The organism is Nocardioides sp. AE5 (assembly GCF_031844485.1).
Classification (GTDB): Bacteria; Actinomycetota; Actinomycetes; order Propionibacteriales; family Nocardioidaceae; genus Nocardioides.
The window spans coordinates 202750-214713 of sequence record NZ_JAUZVI010000007.1; the positions used below are offsets into that span (position 1 = coordinate 202750).

At 69.9% G+C, this 11964-nt stretch carries 7 protein-coding genes; 4 read left to right on the forward strand and 3 right to left on the reverse strand.

The window, feature by feature from the left end:
- Position 1: 1 nt before the first annotated feature.
- A complete protein-coding gene (locus Q9R27_RS12290; RefSeq protein WP_311252670.1) occupies positions 2-1747 on the forward strand; it encodes a biotin carboxylase N-terminal domain-containing protein in 1746 nt (581 codons plus the stop codon).
- A gap of 43 nt (positions 1748-1790) precedes the next feature.
- Here Q9R27_RS12290 and Q9R27_RS12295 read toward each other — a convergent pair whose 3' ends face one another.
- Together Q9R27_RS12295 and Q9R27_RS12300 are read right to left on the reverse strand one after the other, a co-directional pair.
- Positions 1791-2393, reverse strand: a complete 603-nt coding sequence (locus Q9R27_RS12295; protein WP_311252671.1) for a hotdog fold domain-containing protein — start codon at positions 2391-2393, stop codon at positions 1791-1793.
- Entirely contained in the window at positions 2390-2779 is a 390-nt protein-coding gene (locus Q9R27_RS12300; protein WP_311252672.1) for a Rid family hydrolase, read from the reverse strand. The genes Q9R27_RS12295 and Q9R27_RS12300 overlap by 4 nt, the downstream gene beginning before the upstream one ends.
- 132 nt (positions 2780-2911) lie before the next feature.
- Between Q9R27_RS12300 and Q9R27_RS12305 the strand changes: the two genes are divergently transcribed.
- The 3 genes from Q9R27_RS12305 (at position 2912) to Q9R27_RS12315 (ending at position 9351) form a co-directional block, all read left to right on the forward strand.
- Positions 2912-4504, forward strand: a complete 1593-nt coding sequence (locus tag Q9R27_RS12305) for an AMP-binding protein (protein WP_311252673.1) — start codon at positions 2912-2914, stop codon at positions 4502-4504.
- A gap of 10 nt (positions 4505-4514) precedes the next feature.
- Entirely contained in the window at positions 4515-7769 is a 3255-nt protein-coding gene (locus Q9R27_RS12310; protein WP_311252674.1) for a carboxyl transferase domain-containing protein, read from the forward strand.
- Positions 7770-8145: 376 nt separating this feature from the next.
- The gene (locus Q9R27_RS12315) at positions 8146-9351 is read left to right on the forward strand and encodes an acyl-CoA dehydrogenase family protein (RefSeq protein ID WP_311252675.1); all 1206 of its coding nucleotides are present in this window, start codon (positions 8146-8148) and stop codon (positions 9349-9351) included.
- Between the two features lie 80 nt (positions 9352-9431).
- On the opposite strand, the gene Q9R27_RS12320 is transcribed toward Q9R27_RS12315, so the two are convergent.
- Positions 9432-11964 (reverse strand): LuxR C-terminal-related transcriptional regulator (locus tag Q9R27_RS12320; protein ID WP_311252676.1); only part of this gene is annotated, 2533 nt, incomplete at its 5' end.

Consider the following 11964-nt stretch of genomic DNA (forward strand, 5'->3'; position numbering starts at 1 on the left):
GATGAAGAAGATCCTGATAGCAAATCGCGGCGAGATCGCCGGCCGGGTCAGTGAGGCATGCGCCGCGCTCGGCATCACGTCGGTGGCGGTCCACACCGAGGAGGACGCAGGCGCCCTCCACGTCGCCCTGGCCGACGAGGCCGTTCGCCTGGATCCGACTCCGAGCGGTACGCCGTACCTCGATGCCACCGCGCTGATCGACGTCGCGGTCGATGCCGGGGCGGACGCCATCCATCCGGGCTATGGATTCCTCTCGGAGAGTGCGGATTTCGCGCAGCGGGTGGAAGAACGCGGTCTGGTCTTCATCGGGCCCCGGGCAGAGACCCTGGCAACGCTCGGGGACAAGGTCAGCGCGCGGTCGGCAGCGATCGATGCCGGGGTTCCCGTTGTCCCGGGGTCGGGTGGTCCGGTCGGCGGCCCAGTCCAGGTCATCGAGTTCGGCGACACCCATGGCTGGCCGGTGCTGGTCAAGGCTGCGCACGGTGGCGGCGGACGTGGCATGCGCGTCGTACGTGCGGCGTCCGAGGTCGATGCTGCCTGGCAGGCGGCCGGGCGTGAGGCTCTGGCGGCCTTCGGTGATGGGACGCTCTTCGTGGAGCGATACATCGAATCGGCCCGGCACGTGGAGGTCCAGGTCATTGCCGACACGCACGGCAACGTGGTGGCTGTGGGCGATCGTGACTGTTCGGTGCAGCGGCGGCACCAGAAGCTGATCGAGGAGGCCCCGGCCGCAGGCGTCGCTCCTCGGGTGCGGGAAGCGATGGCGGAAGCCGCCGTTCGGCTCTGCCGTGCCGCCGGCTATCGCGGTGTGGGCACGGTGGAGTTCCTGCTCGAGGGCGAGGAGTTCTGGTTCCTCGAGGTCAATGGGCGGATCCAGGTCGAGCACCCGGTGACCGAACTGGTCACCGGAGTCGATCTCGTCGCCGAACAGATCCGGATCGCCTTCGGGCAGGAGTTGTCGATCACCTCGACTCCCCAGCCGCGTGGCCATGCGATCCAGGTCCGGGTCAATGCGGAGGACCCCGGTCGTGGATTCCTCCCGGTGCCGGGCCGTATCGAGAAGCTCGAGGTCCCCCAGCGCGTGGGTGTGCGCTTCGACGCCGGTTATCGAGGCGGGGACACGGTCTCCCCACGGTTCGACTCACTCATCGGGAAGCTCATCGTCTGGGCGACCGACCGCGACCAGGCGATACGCCGGCTCCTGCGGGCGATCGACAGCACCGACATCACTGGCGTCCCCACCACGCTCCCTGCGGCGACGGTGGTCCTGTCCAGTGAAGAATTTGCCTGCTCTGACGTCACCACCCGGTGGTTCGAGATGCAGATCGAGCCCGGTCTGGCATCGAGCGGCGGCACCTCGTCGGCCACCGTCGCTGAGGATGGCGGTGATGGGCGTTGGGTCGAGGTCGCCGGACAGGTGATCCGGATTCCCCGGGCTGGCGGCATCCGGGGTGGCACCGCTGCCCAGCGCCCGCGCACCCGGATGAACCGCGGGCCAGCGGGCCCGGGCGCGGCGGCCCAGCCGGGGGAGGTGCGCTCTCCGATGGCCGGCACGGTGCTCGCCGTCCATGTCCGGGAAGGCGACCAGGTCGAGAGTGGTGACCCACTGCTGACCCTGGAGGCGATGAAGATGGAGAACGTGGTGCGTGCGGCTGCGCCAGCCACTGTTGCGACACTGCACGTGGAGACGAATGCAATCGTCGAAGGCGGGTCCCTGCTGGTGACGGTGTCGCCTCGAACCGACTGAAGGGGTGTAGGAAGAGAGGGTCTCGTCAGCACGCCGGCGCTGCTCAGGCCGATGGGGGACGGGTCTCTATCCAGAGGCCCTCTGCCTCGACAGCGGTCTCCCCGCCGTGTCCCAGGGCAACCCGCAGTCGCCGCTTGCGTCCGTCTCGCGATGCGACCCGGGCCGTGAACTCCATGGGCTGTCCGACCGGGACGAGTCGCCGGAACTCGATGTGCAGGTTGGCCGTCCGGGTGAGGTGCTCGCTCACGCCATGGGCGAGTCGCCCCAGGATGTCATCGACCCACAGGGCGAGTGCTCCGCCATGGACGGCGATGCCGGCGCCCAGGTGGAACCGGGAGAAGGTGATCGTGCCGTGCATGGTCGAGTCCTCGCTGCTGAGGACTTCATAGTGCGGCACCATGGTCTGTCCGGTCCCCTTCCAGCCGGGTCGCAGATCCATCTCGCCGAGCTGATCGGCAGCACCGGCTGCCTCGAGTTCCGCCGTCAGGCGGTCGAGTTCGACCGCGACAGCGCGGGCCCGTTCCGGGGCCAGGCGATGGCCGCGGAGCGTGTCCTGGAAACGCCGGGCCGCGTCGGTGAGTTCCGCTGTCGCGTCGTCGACGACATCGATGCCGCGGCGTATGTCGGTGACGTCGGGACCGGTCACCGGGCGGCTCCGTTCGTCGCCGCCCCCGTTGCCTTGACCTCGACCCGCGCATCGGGGACCGCGAGCGCAGAGACACCCAGGATGGTCGTGGCCACGGCGCCGAATCCGAGGTCGCGCGCGGCGCGTCCCATGCCCCGATAGACCTGGGCAAGATCGTCGGGCCGGAGGTCGACGACGAAGAGGTCGAGCGAGGCCAGGGAAGCGGCGCCGCTGCCCCCGCCCGCCAGGGCCGTGATGGCGTTGGCGACCGCCATCCGTGTCTCCTCGGCAAGGTCCGGCTGGGGATCCGTTGCGAGCGTGGCGCGAGACTGCCAGGTCTGGCCCGAGGTCAGGACCAACGGCTGGTCGAGGACCACGGCGTGGTGATAGCCGTGGGGTTCAGGCAACTCTGGGTGATTCGCAAAGGTAAGCACGAGTGACCTTCCTGAAGCTGTTGGTTGATTCCCTCGAACGTTGACTTTACATTAGTGTAAAGTCGCAGAGCCAGTGCCAGAACACACCACCGGAGGTCCCCACCCATGCCATCGCTGCCGCCGATCCAGGACCGGACCTTCTCCCATGCCTATGCTCGCGCGCTTGCCACCGTCCCCGACAAGGCCGCCTACATCGAACCGGACGGGCGCGAGTGGACCTATGCACAGACTCACGAACGAGCGCTCACCGTCGCCGCCGGCTTTGCGGCCCTGGGGATCCAGGAGCAGGAGGGCGTGGCGCTCATGCTCGACAACTCGGTGGACTTCCTGCACGCGCTGCACGCGCTGGGCCTGACCCGCCGGATCCAGGTACCGGTCAACACGGCGTACAAGGGGGACTTCCTCGCCCACATCGTGAACGACTGCGACGCGAGGGTCATCGTGGTCGAGGAGCACTATGCCGAGCGACTGGCCCTGATCGAGGACCAGCTCCACCACGTGCAGACGGTCGTGGTCCGTGGCGATGCCACACCGCTGGCCCAGTCCCGCTTCACCGTCGTCGAATTCTCCAGCCTGCTCGGCCACGGGCGGGCCGACGCCGTGCCGGCCGACGCCGCGGACCTGATGGCCATCATGTACACCTCCGGCACCACGGGCCTTTCCAAGGGAGTCGAGGTGACCCATGCGCACGCCTACACCTACGCCTCCCGTGAGGACGCGGCTCGCCCCCGCGAGGACGACCGGATCCTGGTGGTGCTGCCGATGTTCCACCTCGCAGGGCAGTGGTACGGCGCCTATCAGTCGCTCATCGCCCGGGCCACCTGCGTGATCCAGCCCTCCTTCTCGGTCAGCGCCTATTGGGACTGGATCCGCGACTTCGGCATCACCGAGACCGTCATGCTCGGTGCCGTCGCCGAACTGCTGCAGCAGGCCGAACCGAAGCATGACGACGCGGAGAACCCGTTGACCCTGGCCGTGATGGCCCCGCTGGCCAGTGACATCGACGGTTTCCGGGACCGGTTCCAGATCCAGCTGGGCGCGGTCTACGGGATGAGTGAGATCGGTGCGGTGATGTTCACCGAACCCGAGGACGTGGTGCCCGGCGAGGCCGGCATGGCACGGGAGGGCTTCGAGCTCCGCCTGGTCGACGACCAGGGCAACGACGTACCCGACGGCGTGTTCGGTGAACTGCTGGTCCGCCCCGAGTCGCCGCTGTTGATGATGCGCGGCTATCGCGGGCTCCCGGAGAAGACGGCCGAGACCATCCGCGACGGATGGGTGCACACCGGCGACATCTTCAAGCGCGAGAACGGCCACTACTTCTTCGTCGACCGCAGCAAGGACGCCCTGCGCCGCCGCGGCGAGAACATCTCCAGCTTCGAGGTGGAGCGCACGCTGAACCGCTATCCGGACATCCTGGAGAGCGCCGTCGTCGCCGCCCCCTCCGACCTCGGTGAGGACGAGATCAAGGCAGTCATCGTGGTGCGACCGGGCCGCGAGATCGACTTCGTGAAGCTGACCGAGTTCCTTGTCGAGCAGATGCCCTATTTCATGGTCCCGCGCTATGTCCAGACCGTGGCCGACCTGCCCAAGACCCCCACCCAGAAGATCCAGAAGCACCTCCTGCGCGACCCTGCATTCAAGGGCCAGACGTGGGACCGTGAAGCGGCTGGCATCAAGCTCAACCGGCGATCGTGAAGGACGCACAGTGACCATCAGCAAGCTCCTCGTCGCCAACCGCGGCGAGATCGCCGTCCGGATCATCCAGACCGCAGCGACGCGGGGAATCGCCACGGTGGCGATCGCCCCCCGCGACGACCTCGGCGCAGGACACGTCGTCCGTGCCGATGACTTCGTCGAACTCACCGGCTCCGGCCCGGCGGCGTACCTGGATGCGGACCAGATCGTCCAGGCTGCCGTGGCGTGCGGGTGCGACGCGGTCCACCCGGGATACGGCTTCCTCTCCGAGAACGCCGGCTTCGCGGCAGCGTGCGAGGAAGCCGGCATCGTCTTCCTCGGGCCGACCGCCGAGACCCTGGCCGCGTTCGGCGACAAGACGGCCGCCCGGCGCGTCGCCGAGTCGCTCGCCGTCCCGCTGCTGGCCGCCACCTCGGGACCGACCACGCTGGAGGAGGCCTACGCCTTCTTCGACGGACTCGGCGCCGATCCGCACGTCATGGTCAAGGCGATCGCCGGCGGCGGGGGCCGCGGCATGGCGCCGGTCAGCCGCCGCGAAGACCTCGCCACGGCGTACGAACGGTGCGCCTCCGAGGCACGCAGCGCCTTCGGCAACGGCGACCTGTACGTCGAGGAGTTGCTGACCTCGGCACGCCACATCGAGGTGCAGATCATCGGGGACGGCCAGGGCGCAGTCTCCCACCTGTGGGACCGCGACTGCAGCGTCCAGCGGCGCCGGCAGAAGGTGGTCGAACTGGCTCCCGCCGCGGGACTCCCCGATGACGTCCGCGCACAGATCCTCGACAGCGCCGTCGCCATCGGACGCTCACTGGACTACCGGGGACTGGGCACCGTCGAGTTCCTGGTCCAGGGCGACAAGGTTGCCTTCCTCGAGGTCAACCCCCGCATCCAGGTCGAGCACACCGTCACCGAGGAGATCATCGGCCTCGACCTGGTCGCGCAACAGCTCGCGATCGGCGAGGGGGCGACCCTGGCCCAGCTCGGCCTCGACCAGGCGGACATCGCTGCGCCACGCCGCTCGGCCATGCAGGTCCGGGTCACCACCGACACCCTGGCCAGCGACGGCTCCGTGGTCTCCGGATCCGGCACACTGACCGCCTTCCAGCCCCCGTCAGGCCCCGGCGTCCGGGTCGACACCCATGCCCATGTCGGCATGAGCGGCAACCCGCGCTATGACTCACTGCTGGCCAAGGTGATCGTCAGCGAACAGGGCGACGGGCTCAGCGGCCTCGCCGCCCGGGCAAGCCGGGCGCTGCGCGAGTTCGTCGTCGCCGGGGTGAACACCAACATCCCGCTGCTCCAGGCGATCCTCGGCCACGACCGCTTCCTCGCCGGCGACTTCGACACCAACTTCGTCGAGCGCCACCTCGAGGAACTGCTCGGCGCGCCCACCCCGACGGCCCTGATCGGATCCGGGACCGCCGCGCAGGAAGAGGAGCGCCGGGAAGTGCTGGTGCCCGAAGGCATGGAGGCGATCCGGGCCCCGATGGCAGGCATCGTCGTCTCGGTGGACGCCGCGGAAGGTGACGACCTCGCCCCCGGAGCGACCCTGCTCGTGCTCGAGGCGATGAAGATGGAACACGTGGTGCTCGCCGAGCTCGGTGGCCGCGTGGAGCAACTGACCGTCGAGGTCGGCGACGTCGTCGACCCGCACCAGGTGCTGGCGCTGATCACGGTCGGCGAGGACCACCAGGCTGGCACCGGGGACGAGGTCGAGCGCGACCTCGACGAGATCCGTGCGGACCTGGCCGAGGTGCTCGACCGCAAGCAGTCGACAATGGACGTGGCCCGGCCCGACGCCGTTGCGAAGCGGCGCTCGGCAGGACGGCGTACTGCCCGGGAGAACATTGCCGACCTCCTCGACGACGACAGCTTCGTCGAGTACGGCGGCCTGCTCCTCGCCGCGCAGCGGCAACGCCGCAGCCTCGACCAGCTCGTGGAGAAGACCCCGGCTGACGGACTGGTCGGCGGCATCGGGTCGGTGGCCGGGAACCAGGTCGTGGTGATGTCCTATGACTACACGGTCATGGCCGGCACCCAGGGCTTCTTCAACCACGCCAAGATGCGCCGCCTCTTCGACATCGCCGACCGCCAGCAACTCCCCGTGGTCATGTTCGTCGAGGGCGGTGGCGGCCGACCGGGCGACACCGACATGGCGGCCATCGCGCAACTCGACGAGGAGACCTTCTCCATGGTCGCCCGGCTCTCGGGCAAGGTGCCGCTGGTCTCGATCGCGGCCGGGCGCACCTTCGCCGGGAACGCGGCGCTCGCCTCGGTCTCGGACCTGATCATCGCGACCGAGGACGTCAGTATCGGCATGGGTGGCCCCGCGATGATCGAGGGCGGCGGACTGGGGGTCTATGCCCCCGAGGAGGTCGGACCGATGGACATCCAGGTCCCCAACGGCGTGATCGATGTCCTGGTCAAGGACGAGGCCGCTGCGGTGGATGCCGCGAAGTCCTACCTGCTGCAGGTGATGGACCCGCGTCGCGAGGAGTACGACGGCCACGACGAGCGGCTGCTGCGCCACGTCATCCCGGAGAACAGGCTGCGGGCGTACGACGTACGTGAGGCGATCCGGCTCATCGCCGACGTGGACAGCCTCCTGGAGATCCGGCCCGAGTTCGGCGTCGGGATCATCACGGCGTTCGCGCGGCTCCACGGACGGGCGATCGGGATCGTGGCGAACAACCCGCGCCACCTGGGCGGAGCGATCGACTCGCCCGCGGCGGAGAAGGCCGCACGCTTCCTGCAACTGTGCGATGCCCACGGGCTCCCCGTGCTCTCGCTGGTCGACACCCCCGGCTTCATGGTGGGCCCGGACGCCGAACGGACGGCCTCGGTACGCCGGTTCGGACGGCTCTTCCTGGCTGGCGCGAACATCACCGTCCCGGTGGTCGCGGTAGTCCTGCGCAAGGGGTATGGCCTGGGCGCGATGGCGATGGCCGGAGGAGACCTGAAGGCGCCGCTGGCCACGCTGTCGTGGCCGACCGGCGAGTTCGGTGGGATGGGCCTCGAGGGCGGCGTACGCCTGGGCTTCAAGGCCGAACTGGAGGCCATCGAGGACCCAGACCTGCGGCAGAAGCGCTTCCAGGAGCTCGTTGACGAGCTCTACGAGCGAGGCAAGGCCCTCAACATCGCTACGGTTCATGAGGTCGACGACGTGATCGACCCCAGCGACACCCGTTCCGTGGTCGCCGCGCTGCTGGCAGCCGCGGCTCCGCGCCGGGAGGCGGTGGGCAGGCGGTACATCGACGCGTGGTGAGCGCCGCGCGGCGCTGGTGGGCACAGTGAGTGCCGCGTGACGCTGGTGTGGGCACGTTCGTCCGCGCTTCGGGACCGGCGGGGGACCGACGGACATGCAGTTCGCCCGTCCCGGGCCGGCCGTCAGGCTCAGTCGGCGGCCACCGGAGCCGAACCGCATGTCCGTCCGCACGCCGTACGCCACGCGTGGGGCGTGCATGGAGGCGGGCGGCGGCCGCGCGGGTGGCCCGGAACGCGCCGGGGGTCAAGCTCGCGTGGACGAACACGTGGCGGACCACGTAGTTGCCCGGATCCGCTGACCCCCTGACCGGCGGCACTGTGGTGGTCGTCACACGTCCAGCGCCGGGCCCGAGCCCGGCACGAGAGAGGGCCACACCATGACTGCCGTGCTCAACGAACCCACCACCAGCGCCGACACCGACGCCCGCGACCACCTGGCCCGGGCGAAGGCCGTTGCCGAGATCGTCGAGGCCGAGGCCAACGACATCGAGGACCAGGCCACCATCACCAAGCCCGTCTATGAGGCCCTCGCCGAGCAGCGCCTCTTCTGGATGCTGGTGCCCAAGGAACTCAACGGGATGGGCCTGGGGCTGGTCGAGTCGTTCGAGGTGATCGAGGAACTCTCCCGCGCCGACGGGTCCACCGGCTGGGCGTTCATGGCCAACAGCCTCAGCACCTCGCTCGCCGCCGGCTTCCTCGCCGACAAGGGCGCCCGCGACCTCTTCGACCACGAGGTGCCCGGCATCACCGCCGGGATGATCCTGCCCACCGGCTCGGGCAAGCAGGTCGAGGGCGGCTACATCGTCACTGGCAATTACCAGTTCGCCAGCGGATCGGCCCACGCATCGTGGATCGGCGCCGGGTTCGTGGTCACTGATGAGGAGGGCAACCCGCTCACCACGCCCGACGGCGGCCCGGTCTGCCGGACCGCGTTCGTGCCCCGGGAGAAGGCGGAGTTCCGCGGCAACTGGAACGTCTGGGGCCTGGTTGGCACCGGCTCCTACGACTACGGACTGACCGAGGTCTTCATCCCCGAGGAGCACGCCTTCGACACGTTCTCCACCACCCCGGTCCGCTCCGAGCCGGTCTACAAGTTCGGCCTGCTCGGCATCGGTGTCGGTGGCCATGCCCCGGTGGCCCTCGGCATCGCCCGCCACGCGCTCGACGAGATCGTCAAGGTGGCCACGGTCAAGGGCCGGGTCGGCTATCCGACGGTGGTGGGTGACTCGGAACTGTTCAAGCTCGAGTTCGCCAAGAAGGAGGCGCTCTACCGCGCCGCCCGCGCCTACGTCTACGAGGTGCACCGTGAGGCGGAGGAGTGGATCAACGCGGGCAACGACCTGACCGAGGTGCACAACGCCCGGCTGCGCCAGTCGATCACCTGGGTCCAGGAGGTCGCCGCCGAGGTCACCGGCTTCGCCCACCGCTGGGGCGGCAGCCAGTCGTTCCGAAACCCGACCGCCCTGGGCCGGGCCACCCGGGACGCGATGATCGCCACCCAGCACCTGCTGGTCGACCCGATGACGATGGTCGACGCGGCCGGTCCGATCATGGCCGAGTACGGCGAGGGCCGCGCACGCTGATCCCCCAGTCACGCCCCTGCATCGTGCTCGAGCGCGGTGCAGGGGCGTTTCCATGCCCGCGACCGAAGCTGAGGGAACGCTCAGGCCAGGACGCCCGCGATCTGGGTGCGGCTGGTCAGCCCGAGTTTCTGCAGCGCATGCTCCACGTGGCCCTCCACGGTGCGCGGGGAGAGCACCAGCCGGGCCGCGATCTCCTTGTTCGACAGGCCCTCGGCGACCAGGCCGGCCACCTCGCGCTCGCGACGGGTCAGCTCGGCCAGGGCGGCGCTCACGCCACCGGCCGCAGGTGCCTCGGTCTCCTCAGCGAGGGCGAACGCGATCGCCTCGGTCACCGACTTGGCCGCCCCCTCGGCATGCAACGCGTCATAGCGCTGCGGCCCGAGCGCTTCACGCGCAGTGGCGACATAGGTGTCGCGCACCTCCACCCAGTCCACCGATCCATAGAGTTGCCGGCCGAATCCGCCCCACAACTTCGAGGCGGAGCCGACCAGGATCGCTGCCCGCTCCGCGTTGCCGAGCACCGCCTCGCTCCACCCGAAGAGGTCGAGGATCAAGGTCGCGCCGATCTCGTCGTCGAAGTCGCGGATCAGCCCCAGCCCGTCGTGGGCCATCTCCCGGGCGCGTTCCGCCTCGCCGCCCATCAGCGCGACCACGCCGAGGCCGAACTCGGCGTACGCACGGAACCAGCGCTCCCCGGTGCTGTGCGCCCGCTGGGCAACCACGGAGAAGTGGCGCTGGGAGAGATCGAGCTGGCCGGTGAACGCATAGAGCATGCCCAGGTGGACGTCGAGGGCGGAGCGGAGTCCGCCGCGCGGCTCGCGTGCCTGGTAGCGCTCCAGTGCCGAGAGCAGCAGCGGCTCGGCAGCCGTGAAGTCGCCCGCGAAGTAGTTCCACAACCCCCGGGTGTGCGCGATGAAGTCGAGGCTGGCCTCGTCCCAGGCCTCGGTGGCGATCGCCTCGGCCGCATCCAGGGATCCGGTGGCCGCCTCCCGCTCGCCCTGCAGGGTCTGCACCAGCGCCTGGGTGGCGAGCACCTGCCCCTCGGTGCCGGTGCCGGCCACCCCGGTCGCGGCCCGGGCCAACCAGAGGCGGTGCTCGCGCACGGAGAACCCGCCGGCCCACAGGAACCACGGCTCGGCCACCACCTGGGCGGCGGTACGCCGTACGCCGGGGTCGGCCTGGGCGTCCAGCGCCCACTGCAGTGCGGCGCGCAGGTTGGCCCGGTTGGCGCGGAACCAGGTGTTGATCCGCACCTGCGCGGCGCCCGCCCACGCGGCGACGAGTTCGCGGACCTTGCCGTGGATCCAGTCGAGCAGGCGGCGGTGCAGCGCATGGACCTGGTCGTCGTCGAGGCGGGCCTGGCCGTATTCGCGGATCGTCTCCAGCATCCGGAACCGGACGGCGCCGTCGACCTCCTCGCGGACCAGGATCGACTTGCCGACCAGCGCGGTGATTGCGTCCAGCACCTGGGTGGTGGGCAGGGTGTCATCGGCGCAGACCTGCTCGGCCATGGCCAGGTCGAAGCCGCCGGTGAAGATGGAAGCGCGGGACCAGAGCAGGCGCTGCTCGTCGGTGCACAGGTCGTGGCTCCAGTCCAGCGTCGCGGCCAGGGAGCGGTGGCGCACCGGGGCTGCGCGGTTGCCGGTGGTGAGCAACTCCAGGCGCCGGTCCAGGCGGTCGGCCAGTTCGGCGACCGAGAGCACCGGCAGCCGGGCGCAGGCCAGTTCGATGGCCAGCGGCAGGCCGTCGAGGCGCTGGCAGACACGGCGTACGGCGTCCCGGTTGGTGTCGTCGATCGTGAACCCGTTGAGCACCGCGTCGGCGCGGCTCTCGAAAAGTGCCATGGCGGAGTCGAGGTTCTGCTCGGTGCGGCCGGCGTGGTCGGGGATCGGCAAGGGATCCAGGGTGAAGGCGAACTCGCCGGGCAGGGCGAGGACCTCGATGCTGGTGACCACGATGCGTAGATCCGTGGTGCCCTGGAGTAGCGTGTGCACGAGGGTTGCGGTGGCATCGACGAGGTGCTCGCAGTTGTCGAGGACCAGCAGCATCCGGCGGTCGGCCAGGTGGTCCAGCAGGGCGTCCTCGGCAGTGGCGCCGTGCTGGTCGCGGCCGGCCAGGCGGAGTCCCTCGAGCACTGCCTGGGCGAGGAGTTCGGGGCTGCGCAGGCCAGCAAGTTCGACGAACCGTACGCCGTCGGGGAAGGCGCGGCGTACGTCGTGGGCCAGGTGCACCGCGAGCCGGGTCTTGCCGATCCCGCCGATGCCGGTGATGGTGACCAGGCGGTGCTCGCCGAGCAGGGTGCGGAGCTTGGTCAGTTCGGCGCGACGGCCGATGAACGCGGTGGAGAACTGGGGGAGTCCGGGCGCGGGCCCGCTGCTGTGCGCCGGTGCGGAGGGTGCCGTGGCGGGTGCGGGAGTCGCGCCCAGGTCGGTGCGGGCGCGGGCGACGCACTTGGCCAGGGTGGAGGTCGCGTGTGGCCAGGCCAGGGCGTCGGCAATCTCGGCGATCGTGGCGCGCGGCGAGGCCTGGAGCAGGTCGCGGATCCGCTCGCCGTGCTTGTCATAGAGCGTTGCGGAGGCGCCGCGACGATCATCGGGCGCCTCAGTGAGGCTG

Coding starts and splice junctions, on each gene's coding strand:
- Q9R27_RS12290 (WP_311252670.1), top strand. CDS start 2: ATGAAGAAGATCCTGATAGCAAATCGCGGCGAGATCGCCGGCCGGGTC.
- Q9R27_RS12305 (WP_311252673.1), top strand. CDS start 2,912: ATGCCATCGCTGCCGCCGATCCAGGACCGGACCTTCTCCCATGCCTAT.
- Q9R27_RS12315 (WP_311252675.1), top strand. CDS start 8,146: ATGACTGCCGTGCTCAACGAACCCACCACCAGCGCCGACACCGACGCC.